This is a genomic window from Streptomyces sp. NPDC047853, from assembly GCF_043204535.1.
Classification (GTDB): domain Bacteria; phylum Actinomycetota; class Actinomycetes; order Streptomycetales; family Streptomycetaceae; genus Streptomyces.
In genome coordinates this window covers 123,734-137,519 of record NZ_JBIDCI010000009.1, presented here as the reverse complement: position 1 = coordinate 137,519, position 13,786 = coordinate 123,734, and the positions used below count along the sequence as shown (strand labels likewise).

Sequence of the window (13,786 nt, the reverse complement as noted above, 5' to 3'; positions counted from 1 at the left end):
TGGCCGCGCCTCCCTCCCTGTCGGTGTGCAAGGACCGGTACGGAGGAGGACGGTGTGCGGGATCCAGCCGGTTCGCGTCGGCCGTACCGGCCCCGGGCCGACGTGCCGTCCGACGGGCCGGGGCGCACCCTCCCCGGCCCCGGCGCGGGCGCCCCGCGGGGACCGGACGTGTCCGACGGCACGGTGTCCGGTGTCTGCCACGGCACTCTGGGCGAGCTGTACCAGGGTCCGTTGCGAGCGGGCGCCGAACCCGAGATCGCGGTGGTGTCCTTTCCGGTGGACCGTCACTCCTGGGTGTACTTCACCCCGCGGACGGCGACCGGGGCACCGCTGGCGTCGGTGCTGGGGGAGAAGTCGGCGACGGCGGCCCGGCTCTTCCTGGAGCACTACGGCCTCTCCCTGCCCCCGGGCGACTGGCACACCCACTCCGAACTGCCGGTGGGCGTGGGGATGGCCAGTTCGACGGCGGACATCGTGGCGACCCTGCGCTGTCTGTTCCGCGTCTTCTCCCTGCCGTACGACACGGACGTCGTCCTCGGTGTCCTGGCGGACATCGAGCGCGCCGACAGTGTCTTCCTCGACGAGTTCGCCCTGTATCTCAGCGGCCGGCACCGGGTGGTGCGGCGGCTCGGCCCGGACGTCGGGTTCCACACCGCCTTCGTCACGGAACCCGGCACCGTGGACACCGCCGCCGTCACTCCCCTGCTGCTGGACCACTACCGGCGCCGCGGCGACGAGTACCAGCGGTGCCTCACCGATCTGGTGAAGGGCTTCGACTCGGGCGACCCGGCCGCCGTCGCCCGGGCCGCCACGGTCAGCGCCGCGCTGTCCCAGGAGGTGCTGCCCAAGGCGACCTTCCCCAGCCTGTGGGCCCAGCGTGAGCGGTTCGGCGCCGACGGTGTCTTCGTCGCCCACACCGGCTGCCTGGCCGGCTATCTCTTCACCTCGCGCCCCCGCGCCGAGGTCAAGTCCGAACTGTCCGCGTTCTTCCGCTCGCTCGGCCACCAGTGCACCTTCGCCCAAGGAGGCTACGGGTGATCCACCCCCACATCGCCGACGCCCTGAAAGTCCCCGACCTCGTCCGGCTCACCGACGGCCTGGTCCTGCTGCGGTTCGAGTCGATGAAGATCTACTCGGCCCTGGCCGCCGTCCGCCACCTGCTGGAGCGGGGCACCGTCCGTCCGGGCCAGACCCTGGTCGACAGCTCCAGCGGCATCTACGCCTACGCCCTCGCCCTGGCCTGCCACCGGTACGGCATGCGGTGCCACATCGTCGCGTCCACCACCGTCGACGCCACCACCCTCGCCCAACTGGAGATCCTGGGCGCCGCCGTGGAACAGGTCAGACCGTCGCGGAACCTCAAGCTCGACCAGGAACTGCGGGTGCGACGGGTGCGCGAGATACTCGCCGAGCGGCCCGGACACCACTGGATGCGCCAGTACCACGACGACGTCCACTACCTCGGCTACCAGGAGGTCGCCGACCGGATCGCGGCGGACATCCCGGGCGCGCCGCTGACCGTCGTCGGCGGGGTGGGCTCGGGAGCCTCGACCGGCGGCATCGTGGAACGCCTGCGCGCCGCGGACCCTTCCGTCCGCCTGGTCGGCGTCCAGCCCTTCGGCAGCGTCACCTTCGGCAGCCAGGACCACCACGACCCCGAGGCGATCATCGCCGGCATCGGTTCGTCGATCATCTTCGACAACGTCCGCCACCACCTCTACGACACCGTGCACTGGCTGGACTTCACCCACGCCATGTCGGGCGCCGTCGCCCTGCTGCGCGAGCACGCGGTGTTCGCCGGGCTGTCCACCGGGGCCGGCTACCTGACGGCGACGTACGAGGCCCGCCGCCACCCCGACCGCGTGCACCTGGTGATCGGGGCCGACACCGGACACCGCTACGTGGAGCGCGTGTTCACCCGGCACGCCGAGGCCCTGGACCCGGCCGCGCTGAAGCCCGTCGAGGTCCGCGCCCCGCAGGAGATGACCATGCCCTGGTCGAGGATGGCGTGGCAGCGCACCCCCTGCCCGGCCGGCCGGACGGAGAGCGCCGTATGACCGTGGCCTGCCTGGAGTCGCTGACCTTCGGCCTCGGCCACCTGGTGCGCGCCGCCGACCTGCTCGGCGAGCGGTTGCTGCTCCTCACCCGGGACCCCGCCTACTACGCCCACGAGCTGGACCGGCTGCCCGCCGACGCCCTCGACGTCGTCGTGACCGACACCTTCGACGTGGCCGGGGTGGCCGGTCTGCTCGGGCGTGATCCGGGGCTGCGCGGCCTGATCAGTTCCACCGACACGTGGACCCTGGCCGGCGCCGCCCTCGCCGAACGCCTCGGCCTGCCCGGTCTCGATCCGGCCGTCCTGCGGCTGACCCGGGACAAGGCCGCCGTACGCGACCGGCTGTACGGCGCGGGTCTCACCCGCGCCAGGGCCTTCGAGAGCGCCGAGGCGGACCGCGAGGCCCGCGGACCGCTGCTCAAGGAGGTCGGACTGCCGCTCGTCCTCAAGGACACCGCGGGCACCGGGAGCCAGAACGTGTGGCTGGTCCGTGACGAGGGCGAGCTGGACGCGGCGTTGGCGCAGGCGTCCGGCCGCGAGCTGAAGGGGCGGTTGTTCGCCGAGCCGTACTTCGGCGGACCGGTGTACAGCGCCGAGACGCTCACCTGGGACGGCAGCACCCGGCTGCTGGGCGTCTCCAGTCGGCTCATGTCACCGGAGCCGCACTTCAGGGAGGAGATCACCGCCTTCCCCGTCGCCTTCCCGGCACCGCTGCGGACATCGCTGGAGGGCTGGCTCGACCGGGTGCTCGCCGCCATCGGCTACACCGACCGGTTCGCCCACGTGGAGTTCGTGCTGACCACCGACGGCCCGGAGGTGGTGGAGGTCAACCCCCGCATCGGGGGCGCGCTGGTCGGGGAGGGCCTGTGCCGGGCACTCGGCGTCAACGTGTACGAGGCGATGATCGAGGCCGCGCTCGGCCACCGCCCGCGCCTCATGGACGCGTCCCTGCCCGGCGGCCCGGCCGTCGCCTTCGTCCTCGGCTATCCGGCCGCACCCGGCGTCTTCACGGGCGTCGCCGGGCTCGACCGGCTCGCCGACATGCCGGGAACACCCGCCTGGTACCCGGTCAAGCGGGTCGGCGACCCCGTCGAGCACCTGGGCGACAGCCGCGGCTACGCGGGCATCGTGTACGCCGAGGCCGAGACCGCCGAACTCGCCACCCACCGCGCGGTGGCCGCCGCGGGCGCCCTGCGGGTGCTCACCGACCCCTTCCCCGAGGCCGGTCGGGCGGCGCCCGGTGGGTGAGCGCACCACCCGGCGAGCGGGACGGCGGGCCTCGCTGTTCCCGCTGACCGGCGCCCTGCGGTTCCTCCTGGTCAGCTCGTTCCTCATTCCGCTCGGCAGCTTCATGGTCCTGCCGTTCATGTCGGTGTTCCTGCACGAACGGCTCGGGATGGGGCTCGGCACGGTCGGCGTCGTCCTGGCGGCGGCCTCGCTCGTGCAGTTCTCCGGCGGCATCGTCGGCGGCGCCCTGGCGGACCGGATCGGGCTGCGCCGCACGATGCTGTGGGCCCTCGTCGTACGCACCGCCGGTTTCGCCGGGTTCCTGCTGGCCCTGCGCTGGCCGCCGCTGGCGGTCTGGGCGCTGGTCCTGACGTGCTGCGGTGCCGCGCTGTACCTGCCCGCCAACAAGGCCTACCTGGTGCACGGCGTCGACGACGAGCGCCGTCCGGCCTTCCTCTCGGCGGGCAACGCGGCGCTCAACGCCGGGATGGCCGTCGGCCCGCTCATCGCCGGACCGTTCGTCCTGTCCTCGCCCGGTTGGCTCTTCGCGGCCGTCACGGCGCTGTTCCTCGCGGTCACCGTGGGACACGCGCGGCTGCCCGGAACGGACGCGGAACAGACCACCGGGCCGGGCGAGAAGGCCGCCACGGGTCTCCTGGCGGGCCTCGCACCCCTGCCGTTCGCCGCCAACGCGCTGGCCTTCTACCTCTACTTCCACTTCCAGCACTTCCTGGCGGTGTACGCCGTCGAGCGCGCCTCCGGTGCGTTCTACAGCGTGGTGCTGCTGCTCTGTTTCGCTCTGGTCATCGTCGTGCAGCCGCTCGCGTCGGGTCTGATCCGGCGCATGCCGTACGCCCTCGCCCTCGCGGTCGGTTTCACGGGCCTGGCGGCGGGCCTGGCCGTGCTGGCGGCCGGTACCCGGGCGGCCCTGCTGGCGGGCGGCGCGCTGATCACTCTGGGCGACATCGTGCTGTTCCTCAAGAACGACCTGGAGGCGCTGCGCCGCAGCCCCCGCTCCGACGCCGTCGTCTTCGGGCAGCAGCGGCTGGCCGCGGGCCTGGGCGCCTGCGCGAGCGGCGCCCTGGGCGGGCAGCTGTACGGCCTCGGGGAACGGGCCGGGCACACCGGCTGGTTCTGGCTGCTGGCGGCCGCCCAGTGCCTGCTGCTTCCCCCTCTGCTGCTCACGCTGCGCCGTCGCCCGGCGCGGCCCCCTGTCCCCGACGGCGACCACGAAGGAGCACTGACGCGCGATGACACGGACGGGCGGATTCCAGGACGATGACTTCTGGACCGAGTTCCACGACTTCCTCTTCTCCGAGCAGCGCTACGAGCAGGCCGAGGAACTGCTCGACACCTCTCCCCTGCTCGCCCTCCCCGACGGAGCACGCGTGCTGGACCTGTGCTGCGGGCCGGGCGTCTTCACCGTGCCCCTCGCCCGCCGCGGGCACCGCGTGACCGGAGTCGACCTGAGCCCGGCCATGCTGGACCGGGCACGCAAGCGGTCGGCCGACGCCGGTGCCGACGTGACGTACGTGCGGGCCGACGCACGCGACTACGAGGCACCGGGCGGCTTCGACGTGGTCCTCAACATGTTCACCTCCTTCGGGTACTTCGAGGACCCCGCCGACAACGCGCGCGTGCTGCGCACCATGTACACCTGCCTGGCGCCCGGCGGCACGCTCGTCCTCGACCTCGCGGGGAAGGAACTCCTGGCCCGCCGGGTCACCCCGCCCAAGGTGGTGCGGCGGGGCGACGACCTGATGGTGCAGACCGACACCGTGCTGGACGAGTGGGCGCGGCTGCGCAGCGAGTGGGTGCTGGTGCGGGGCGACCGGGTGACGCGGGCCACCCTGACGTGGTTCGTGTACAGCGCCGTGGAGTTGCGGCGGATGGCCGAGGAGGCCGGGTTCGGCCGCGTGGAGGTCTTCGGCGGGTTCGACGGCCGCCCCTACGACGAGGACGCCGAACGGCTCGTCCTGCGGGCCGTCCGCGAAGGGTGAGGCAGGAGCGGGGCGTGCGGCCGGAAACCGCACGCCCTTTCGCCGTCGGCTCGGCGAAACGTAGGATCACCTGGTCATCGCCGCGACGGGAGACAGGAAGCCGGTGCGAATCCGGCACGGTCCCGCCACTGTGACCGGGGAGCGCCCCTCCGACACGCCACTGCGCACCGCGCGGGAAGGCGGGGGGAACGTCGATCCGGGAGTCAGGACACTGGTCCGTCGCGGGCCCGATCCGAGGAGCGCGGACTCCAGGAGGCTTCACGTGTCCCAGCTGTTCACCCCTGCCCGCACGCGCGGGTTCCTTCGTGCCACGGCCGCTGCCGTGGCACTGTCGGCGGTGCTGCTCACCACCGGCTGCGGTGTATCCGACGAGGGCGGCGGCGACGCCGAGGCCACCGCCGCCGCGCCCGCGGGCTTCCCGGTCACCGTCGACAACTGCGGCGTGCGGACGACGTACGACAGGCCGCCGTCGCGGGTGGTCACCATCCACCAGCACCCGGCGGAACTCATGCTCGCGCTCGGTCTGAAGGACCGCATGGTCGGCACGGCCTTCCCCGACTCCGCCGTGCTGCCGGAGCTGAAGGAGGACTACGAGGCGATCCCCGAACTGGCGGGAAGGGAGCCGTCGTTCGAGAAGGTCCTGGACGCCGAACCCGACTTCGTCTACGGCGGCTACGGCAGCGCCTTCGCCGAGAACGAAGGCCGCTCCCGCGAGGCGTTCACCGACGCGGGCATCGACACCTACCTCAACCGCGAGTACTGCGGCGAGAAGCAGGTGACGATGAAGGACACGTACGACGAGATCCGCACCATCGGCAGGATCTTCGGCGTCCCGGACCGGGCCGACGCACTGGTCGCGGACCTGGAGGGCCGCGTCGGCAAGGCCGCCACCGGCGTCCGGGGCGAGCCCCGGGTGCCCGTCTTCGTCTACGACAGCGGCGACAAGAGCGCCTTCACCGCGGGCGGCAAGAGCCTCGGCACCGAGCTGATCCGGCTGGCCGGGGGCGAGAACGTCTTCGCCGATCTCGACGACGTCTTCGGCGACGTCTCCTGGGAGCAGGTCGTCGAGCGCAGGCCCGAGGTCATCGCCATCTACGACTACGCCGGCGCCGGAAGCGTCGAGGAGAAGAAGAAGTACCTGCTCTCCCAGCCCGCGCTCGCCGACGTACCCGCCGTCAGGAACAAGCGGTTCGTCGTCCTGCCGCTGACCGCCACCCTGGTCGGCATCCGCTCGGCCTACGCGGTCGAGGACCTGGCCCGCGGGCTGCACCCCAAGAGCTTCCGATGACGCAGACCGCAACCGGCACGTCCACCGGACGGACGGTCCGTCGGCGCGGCGCCGAGGAGCCGGGAGGGGGCGGTACGCGGCTGGCCGTCACGCTGCTCGTCCTCACCGTCCTGCTGCTCGCCTCCGCCACGGCCGGCCTCGCGATCGGTTCCGTCCAGGTGCCGCCCGGCCAGGTGTGGGGCATCGTGACACACGCCCTGGGGGCCGACTGGCAGGATCCGGACTGGTCGCGGGCCCGGGAGACCATCGTGGTGGACGTCCGGGCGCCGCGGGTGCTGCTCGGTGCGGTCACCGGCGCCGGCCTGGCGGTGATCGGCACCGCCCTGCAGGCTCTGGTGCGCAATCCGCTCGCCGAGCCGTACCTGCTGGGCGTCTCCTCCGGGGCGTCCCTCGGCGCGGTCTCCGTGATCGTGTTCGGCGTCACCCTCTTCGGTCAGCTCTCCCTGTCGGTGGCCGCCTTCGTCGGCGCCCTGGGCGCGCTCGTCCTGGTGTACGCCACCGCCCGCACCGGCGGACGCATCACCTCGGCGAGGCTGGTGCTGTCCGGGGTGGCGATCGCGGCCGTGCTCACCGCGGTCCTCGATCTGCTGCTGCTCACCACCGACCGGGGCAACGAGGCCCGCGCGGTCCTCGCCTGGACCCTCGGCGGCCTCGGCGGGGTCGACTGGGGCACGCTGTGGCTGCCGAGCGGCGCCCTGCTGCTCGGTGTCGCCGTCCTCCTCGTGCAGGCCCGCAACCTGAACCTGCTGCTGGCCGGTGAGGAGGCGGCCACCACGATGGGGCTGGACGTGGCCCGCTTCCGCGCCCGGCTCTTCGTCGTGCTCTCCCTGGTCACGGGCGTACTCGTCGCGGCGGCCGGGCCGATCGGCTTCGTCGGCCTGATGATGCCCCACATCGTGCGGCTCTTCGTCGGCGGCGACCACCGCCGGGTCCTGCCGACGGCGGCCCTGGGCGGGGCGGTCTTCCTGGTCTGGGCCGACATCGCCGCGCGGACGGTCGCCGCCCCGGCGGAGATACCCGTCGGCGTGCTCACGGCCCTGTGCGGCGGGCCGTTCTTCCTGTGGCTGATGCGCCGGGACGCCCGGCGCGGCACCGACCGAGGAGTGGCATGACCGCGACCGACCTGAGCGTGGACGGCGTCACGCTCACCGCGGGAGCCCGCCACCTGGTGCGCGACGTCTCCCTGACCGCCCGCCCGGGCGAGACCGTCGGGCTCGTCGGCCCCAACGGCAGCGGGAAGTCCAGTCTCCTGCGCGCCGTCTACCGCGTCCTGCGCCCCGCCACCGGTCAGGTCCGGGTCGACGGAGGCGACGCCTGGTCGCTGCCGGTGCGGCGACTGGCCCGCACGGTGGCGGCGGTGGTCCAGGACTCGGCCGCCGACTTCGACCTCGCCGTCCGCGAGGTCGTCGCCATGGGCCGCACCCCGCACAAGCGGCTCCTGGCCGGCGACACCCCCGAGGACGCCGAACTCGTCGACTCCGCGCTCCTCGCGGTGGACGCCGTCCACCTGGCGGACCGCCCGTTCGACCGGCTCTCCGGCGGCGAGCGCCAACGCGTCCTCATCGCGCGCGCCCTCGCCCAGCAGCCCACCCTGCTGGTCCTCGACGAACCCACCAACCACCTCGACATCCGGCACCAGTTGTCCGTGCTCGGCATCCTGCGCGGGCTGCCCGCCACCGTGCTGCTCGCCCTGCACGACCTCAACCTGGCCGCCTACTACTGCGACCGCCTCTACGTGCTGAACGACGGTGCGGTCACCGCCTCGGGACCACCCGCCGAGATCCTCACCCCACGGCTCCTGGCCGAGGTGTACGGAGTGGAGGCGGAGGTCGCCACTCACCCGCGCACGGGCGCTCCGCAGGTGACGTTCCTCCCCGGGGAACCACCGCGGGCCGCGCATCGGCCGTGAGGGTCCGGGTCCGAGCACGGCGGCGGTCCGGGCAGGGTCTCGCGCGGGCGTTCTGCCCGCCCCTGCCGTCATTCACGTTGCGGATGCTCCTCATCCGTCCCGTGGATGACGCGCTCCGCGGACGGGCCGCGGATCCCGCTCAGTTCTCGGGCCGGTCGGCCATCCGCCTGCCGACCCGGGCGGCGGTCTCGCGCAGCCAGATGTGCGCCGCGTCGTGGGTGTGCACCGGGTGCCACCACAGCGCCTCCCGCAGCGGCACCGCCTCGTAGGGCGGCTCCACCACCCGTACCGCGGCGAGCGGGGCGAGGAGCCGGGCGAGACGGGCCTGGAGCAGGGCGATGCGCCGGGTTCCGCTGACCAGCAGGGGCATGACCTGGAAGCTGTCCACGGAGACCTCGACGCGGGGCTCGATGCCCAGCATGCCGAGCTGGCGGACGGCCGGGGCGTCATAGGTGCGCTGGTAGGTGACCCAGGGCAGCCGGGCCAGGTCCTCCCGGGTCAGCCGGTCGTCGACGCTCGGGTGGTCCTCGGCGACGAGGAAGACCCACCGGTCCTGGTAGAGGTCGGTGGCGGGGAAGTCGCTGATGACGCCGTGCGGCATGAGCAGGCCGTCGGTGGTGCTCAGCAGCGTGTCGGTGGCGTCCACCACGGTGGTCGGCGTCTGCGCGAAACGCAGCCGGATGCCGGGGGCCTCCTGGTGCACGACCCGGGCGAGTTCGGCACCGAAGACGGCGACCGCGTAGTCGGACGCGACCAGCTTGAACTCCCGGTTCTCCCGGGCCGGGTCGAAGTGGGCCTGGCTGGCGAAGAGCCGTTCCAGCAGGTCGTAGGCGGTGGACGCGCGATCGAGCAGGACCTGCCCGAGAGCGGTCAGCTCGTAGTGGCCGCCGACCCGCGCCAGCAGGTCGTCGTCGAAGTGGCGGCGCAGACGCGAGAGCGCCGCGCTCATCGCCGGCTGGCTGAGGCCCACGCGCTGCCCGGCACGGGTCACGTTCCGCTCCTCCAGCAGGGCGCGCAGGGCGACCACGAGGTTGAGGTCCAGGCGACTGAGATTCACGGCGGTTTCCCTAGCTGTCCGGCGATGACCTGCGGAAATTCACACGGCTGATGGTTATCATCCACCGAATTGATTTCCCTGATCGCGAGTGGCGGGTCCAGATTAGTGCCATCGCAATCAGGAGGACATGTCCGTGAAACCTGAAGCCGCGTCCGCCCTCTTCGCCGGACCCTTCGCACTGGCCACCGTTTCCGCTCCCGAAGGCCCCGCCTTCCCCGCTCTCGTCACCCCCGACGCCCAGGTGCTCGACCTGCGTCCCGCCCTCGGCGAGACCGGCCTGAGCATGCGCGCGCTCCTCGACGCGTGGGACTCGGTGGCGCCGCGGCTGGCCGCACTGGCCACCGACGCCTCCCTCGTCCGGGCGCCGTTGAGGGACCACCGCGTGCACGCCCCCGTCGAGCCGCGCCAGGTCTTCCAGTCGGGGGCGAACTACCGGCAGCACGTCATCGACCTGCACGTCGCCCACCGCGCGCCCGGCGACGAACGACCGGACGCCCAGCGGCGCGCGGAGGCCGCGGAGATCATGGACCGACGGGCGGCCGAGGACCTGCCGTACGTGTTCCTCGGCCTGCCGAGCGCGATCACCGGTCCCTACGACGACGTCGTCCTGCCCTCGTGGGCCGAGAAGCCCGACTGGGAGCTGGAGCTGGCCGCGGTGATCGGCCGGCCCGCCCACCGGGTGTCCGCGGCAGAGGCCCTGGAGTACGTGGCCGGGTACACCATCGCCAACGACCTGACCGACCGGGCCACCGTCTTCCGGCGGGACATGCCGCAGATCGGCACCGACTGGCTGCGCAGCAAGAACGCGCCGGGCTTCACCCCGCTGGGCCCGTGGATCGTGCCCACCGCGTCGGTCGCGGACCCGGGCGACCTGCGCCTCACGCTGAGGCTCAACGGCGAGACGATGCAGGACGAGTCCACCAAGGACATGATCTTCGACGTCGCGCGGATGGTCTCCTACGCCTCGCAGACCGCCCGGCTGCTCCCCGGCGACCTGGTGCTCACCGGCTCCCCCGCCGGCAACGGCATGCACTGGGGCCGGCTGCTGCGCGACGGCGACGTCATGGACGCCTCCATCACCGGGCTCGGCGCCCAGCGCACCCGCTGCGTGGCGGAGACCGCCCGGTGACCCCGGACCGCACGGACCCCGCGGGCGCGGTCGCCCGGGCCGCGAAGGCGTACTCCAACTGGGGCCGCTGGGGGCAGGACGACGTGCTGGGCACGCTCAACTTCCTCGACGAGGCCAAGCGCCGCGAGGGCGCGGCGCTGATCCGGCGGGGCGTCAGTTTCTCGCTCGCGCAGCGCTTCGACATCGACGGCCCGCAGAAGGGCTGGCGCCGCCGCACCAACCCGGTGCACACGATGCTGGACACCGGCACCGACGCCGCCCTCGGCAACCAGGGCCTGCCGCACGGCATCGGCGGCGCCGACGACGTCATCTCCATGCCGTTGCAGTGCTCCACCCAGTGGGACGGGCTCGGCCACATCTTCGACCACGGCAGGGCGTGGAACGGCCGCCCGGCCGAGAAGGTCGTCACCTCCGACGGCGACCAGGTCACCGGCATCGAGCACATGGCGCCGCACGTCGCGGGACGCGGGGTGCTCCTCGACGTCGGCCGGACCGTCGGCGACGACGGTGAGCTGCCCGACGGCTTCGCGATCACCGAGGAGCACCTGACCGCCACCGCCGAGGCCCAGGGCGTCACGGTCGGCCGCGGTGACCTGGTGCTGGTGCGCACGGGGCAGCTCGCCCGGGTCCGCCGCGAGGGCTGGGGCGACTACGCCGGAGGGCCCGCCCCGGGCCTGTCCTTCACCACGGCCGGGTGGCTGCACGGCAGCGAGATCGCCGCGATCGCCACCGACACCTGGGGTTTCGAGGTGCGGCCCAACGAGTTCGAGCACGCCTTCCAGCCGCTGCACCAGGTCGCCATCCCCCACCTCGGGCTGCTGATCGGCGAGATGTGGGACCTGGAGGCGCTCGCCGGGGACTGCGCGGCCGACGGCGTGTACGCGTTCTGGCTCACCGCCGCACCCCTGCCGATCACCGGTGCGGTCGGCTCGCCGGTCAACCCGATCGCCGTCAAGTAGACCGAGGAACAAGGGAGTTCCCCATGAACCGACCCCGTACGGTACTCGTCGTCGGCGGCGGCGCGGCCGGCAACGCCGTGACGATCCTGCTCCGCCGCGCCGGGTACGCGGTGGACCTGGTCGAGGCCAGGGACGACTGGAACGCGACCGCCGGCTCCGGCATCACCCTCCAGGGCAACGCCCTGCGCGTGCTGCGCGAACTCGGCGTGTGGAAGCAGGTGGAGGCGTCCGGGTTCGGCTTCGGATCCGTCGGCATCACCGCGCCCGACGGCACCGTCCTGCACGTCCAGGACGACCTGCGCACCGGCGGCGACGACCTGCCGGCCACCGTCGGCATGCAGCGGCCGCGGCTCCAGCGGATCCTCATCGACGCGGTGCGGGCCGGCGGCGCGTCGGTCCGGCTGGGCACCACCGCCGAGATCCTGGACCAGGACGCCGACGGCGTCTCCGTACGCTTCAGCGACGGCACCGAGGGCCGCTACGACCTGGTGGTCGCCGCCGACGGCCTCGGCTCCGCCACCCGCGCCGCGATCGGCATCACCGACCGGCCCGAACCGACCGGCATGGCCATCTGGCGCGTCGCCGCCCCGCGCCCGGCCGGCGTGACCCGCACCGACCTCGCCTACGGCGGTCCGGCCTACATCGCCGGCTACTGCCCGACCAGCGAGACCACGCTGTACGCCTACGTCGTCGAGGCCAACCGCGACCGCGCCTCCATACCGCCCGGCTCGTACGCCGAGGAGATGTGGCGCCTGACCCGGCACTACGGCGGCCAGTGGCCGGAGATCAGCGCGCACATCACCGACCCGGCGAAGGTCAACTACACCTGGTTCGACCGGATGCTGGTGGAGGGCTCCTGGCACCGCGGCCGGGTCGTCCTGGCCGGCGACGCCGCCCACTGCTGCCCGCCCACCCTCGCCCAGGGCGCCGCCCTGTCGCTGGAGGACGCGGCCGTCCTCGCCGAGATGCTGACCGGGTCCGACGTCTGGGACGACGCGCTGTTCCAGGCGTACCACGACCGGCGGATCGCCCGGGTCCGCCCGGTCGTGGAGGCGTCGGTGCAGATCGGCCGGTGGCAGCTCGACGGGGTCCGCGACGCCGACGTGCCCGGCCTGATGGGCCGCACGATGACCCTGCTGAGGGAGCTGCCGTGACCGCGGCGGATCCGCCGACCGTGGACGTGCACGCCCACGTCCTGCTGCCCGAGGTCGACGCCCTCGTCGCCGGGCTGCCCGGACACGCCGAGGCCAGGGAGCTGGACGCCCGGCGCAACGGCCCCGCCGCCCTCGCCGTCAGCGGGGCCATGGTGCGCGAGCGCGTCCCGAGGCTGACCGACCCCGCCGTGCGCCTGGCGGCGATGGACGTCCAGGGCGTGGACGTCCAGGTGGTCAGCCCCTCGCCCTCGCACTACCACTACTGGGCCGACGAGGACACGGCCGAGAAGCTGTACCGGCTCGCCAACGAGGCCACGGCCGCGCACTGTTCGGCCGCCCCCGAGCGACTGCGCGGACTGGGGCTGGCCCCGCTCCAGCACCCGGAGCAGGCGGTCCGCGCCCTGGACCACGCCCTGGAGCAGGGCCTGGCCGGGGTGGAGATCTCCAGCCACGCCCCGGGCCGCGAGCTGTCCGACCCGGCCTACGAGCCGTTCTGGGCCCGGGCCGAGAAGACCGGCGCGCTCGTCTTCCTGCATCCCTTCGGCTGCACCCTCGACGAGCGCCTGGACCGGTGGTACCTGTCCAACACCGTCGGCCAGCCCGCCGAGAACGCCGTCGCCCTCTCGCACCTGATCTTCTCCGGTGTCCTGGACCGGCACCCGGGCCTGCGGTTGATCGCCGCGCACGGCGGCGGATACCTGCCGACCCACATCGGGCGGTCCGACCACGCCTGGTCGGCCCGCTCCGACGCCACCGCCGGCTGCGCCCACCCGCCCAGCAGCTACCTGAGACGCCTGTACTTCGACTCGCTCGTCCACGACCCGGGCGTGCTGCGGGAACTGGTCCGGGTCGCCGGGGCGGACCGGGTGCTGCTCGGTTCCGACTTCCCCTTCGACATGGGCACCGAGGACCCGGTCGGCGCCCTGCGCGCCGCCGCCCTCCCCGAGGCCGACTTCCACGCCGTCCGCGGCGGCAACGCCGCGAACCTCCTCCGGAAGGACTGACAC

General features: G+C 73.3%; 13 protein-coding genes and 1 riboswitch. Of the genes, 12 read left to right on the top strand and 1 reads right to left on the bottom strand.

From position 1 onward, the window contains the following. The first annotated feature begins 54 nt into the window (after window positions 1–54). From ACGF5T_RS18825 to ACGF5T_RS18790, 8 genes are all read left to right on the top strand, one after another. Window positions 55–1,038, top strand: coding sequence for a hypothetical protein (locus ACGF5T_RS18825; RefSeq protein WP_356607132.1), 984 nt, complete (start codon window positions 55–57; stop codon window positions 1,036–1,038). Further along, window positions 1,035–2,057 (top strand): cysteine synthase family protein, encoded by a 1,023-nt coding sequence (locus tag ACGF5T_RS18820; RefSeq protein WP_366766360.1) that lies wholly within the window; start codon window positions 1,035–1,037, stop codon window positions 2,055–2,057. Before ACGF5T_RS18825 ends, ACGF5T_RS18820 begins: the two co-directional genes overlap by 4 nt. After that, window positions 2,054–3,304, top strand: coding sequence for an ATP-grasp domain-containing protein (locus ACGF5T_RS18815; RefSeq protein ID WP_366766422.1), 1,251 nt, complete (start codon window positions 2,054–2,056; stop codon window positions 3,302–3,304). The genes ACGF5T_RS18820 and ACGF5T_RS18815 overlap by 4 nt, the downstream gene beginning before the upstream one ends. After that, window positions 3,297–4,565 (top strand): MFS transporter, encoded by a 1,269-nt coding sequence (locus ACGF5T_RS18810; RefSeq protein ID WP_356607136.1) that lies wholly within the window; start codon window positions 3,297–3,299, stop codon window positions 4,563–4,565. The genes ACGF5T_RS18815 and ACGF5T_RS18810 overlap by 8 nt, the downstream gene beginning before the upstream one ends. Further along, window positions 4,534–5,283 carry a class I SAM-dependent methyltransferase gene (locus ACGF5T_RS18805; protein ID WP_356607138.1) on the top strand — a complete coding sequence of 250 codons (750 nt, stop codon included), beginning with the start codon at window positions 4,534–4,536 and terminating at the stop codon, window positions 5,281–5,283. The genes ACGF5T_RS18810 and ACGF5T_RS18805 overlap by 32 nt, the downstream gene beginning before the upstream one ends. Before the next feature lie 92 nt (window positions 5,284–5,375). After that, a riboswitch (cobalamin riboswitch) is annotated at window positions 5,376–5,497 on the top strand. Between the two features lie 48 nt (window positions 5,498–5,545). Then, window positions 5,546–6,571 (top strand): ABC transporter substrate-binding protein, encoded by a 1,026-nt coding sequence (locus ACGF5T_RS18800; RefSeq protein WP_366766363.1) that lies wholly within the window; start codon window positions 5,546–5,548, stop codon window positions 6,569–6,571. Beyond that, a complete protein-coding gene (locus ACGF5T_RS18795) occupies window positions 6,568–7,683 on the top strand; it encodes an iron ABC transporter permease (RefSeq protein ID WP_356607142.1) in 1,116 nt (371 codons plus the stop codon). The genes ACGF5T_RS18800 and ACGF5T_RS18795 overlap by 4 nt, the downstream gene beginning before the upstream one ends. Further along, complete coding sequence (locus ACGF5T_RS18790) at window positions 7,680–8,480, top strand: ABC transporter ATP-binding protein (RefSeq protein WP_366766364.1); 801 nt, start codon at window positions 7,680–7,682, stop codon at window positions 8,478–8,480. Before ACGF5T_RS18795 ends, ACGF5T_RS18790 begins: the two co-directional genes overlap by 4 nt. A 139-nt stretch (window positions 8,481–8,619) precedes the next feature. On the opposite strand, the gene ACGF5T_RS18785 is transcribed toward ACGF5T_RS18790, so the two are convergent. Further along, window positions 8,620–9,537, bottom strand: a complete 918-nt coding sequence (locus ACGF5T_RS18785) for a LysR family transcriptional regulator (RefSeq protein WP_366766365.1) — start codon at window positions 9,535–9,537, stop codon at window positions 8,620–8,622. A gap of 127 nt (window positions 9,538–9,664) precedes the next feature. Here ACGF5T_RS18785 and ACGF5T_RS18780 point away from each other — a divergent pair, with 127 nt between their 5' ends. From ACGF5T_RS18780 to ACGF5T_RS18765, 4 genes are read left to right on the top strand one after another with little or no spacing between them, the layout of a single operon-like run. Then, the gene (locus ACGF5T_RS18780) at window positions 9,665–10,666 is read left to right on the top strand and encodes a fumarylacetoacetate hydrolase family protein (RefSeq protein WP_356607147.1); all 1,002 of its coding nucleotides are present in this window, start codon (window positions 9,665–9,667) and stop codon (window positions 10,664–10,666) included. Then, a complete protein-coding gene (locus ACGF5T_RS18775) occupies window positions 10,663–11,625 on the top strand; it encodes a cyclase family protein (protein ID WP_356607149.1) in 963 nt (320 codons plus the stop codon). Before ACGF5T_RS18780 ends, ACGF5T_RS18775 begins: the two co-directional genes overlap by 4 nt. A gap of 23 nt (window positions 11,626–11,648) precedes the next feature. After that, window positions 11,649–12,779, top strand: a complete 1,131-nt coding sequence (locus ACGF5T_RS18770) for an FAD-dependent oxidoreductase (RefSeq protein ID WP_356607151.1) — start codon at window positions 11,649–11,651, stop codon at window positions 12,777–12,779. Then, window positions 12,776–13,783 (top strand): amidohydrolase family protein, encoded by a 1,008-nt coding sequence (locus ACGF5T_RS18765; protein ID WP_356607153.1) that lies wholly within the window; start codon window positions 12,776–12,778, stop codon window positions 13,781–13,783. Before ACGF5T_RS18770 ends, ACGF5T_RS18765 begins: the two co-directional genes overlap by 4 nt. Window positions 13,784–13,786 lie beyond the last annotated feature (3 nt).

Coding starts and splice junctions, on each gene's coding strand:
- ACGF5T_RS18815 (WP_366766422.1), top strand. CDS start 2,054: ATGACCGTGGCCTGCCTGGAGTCGCTGACCTTCGGCCTCGGCCACCTG.
- ACGF5T_RS18805 (WP_356607138.1), top strand. CDS start 4,534: ATGACACGGACGGGCGGATTCCAGGACGATGACTTCTGGACCGAGTTC.
- ACGF5T_RS18795 (WP_356607142.1), top strand. CDS start 6,568: ATGACGCAGACCGCAACCGGCACGTCCACCGGACGGACGGTCCGTCGG.
- ACGF5T_RS18790 (WP_366766364.1), top strand. CDS start 7,680: ATGACCGCGACCGACCTGAGCGTGGACGGCGTCACGCTCACCGCGGGA.
- ACGF5T_RS18780 (WP_356607147.1), top strand. CDS start 9,665: ATGTCCGTGAAACCTGAAGCCGCGTCCGCCCTCTTCGCCGGACCCTTC.
- ACGF5T_RS18770 (WP_356607151.1), top strand. CDS start 11,649: ATGAACCGACCCCGTACGGTACTCGTCGTCGGCGGCGGCGCGGCCGGC.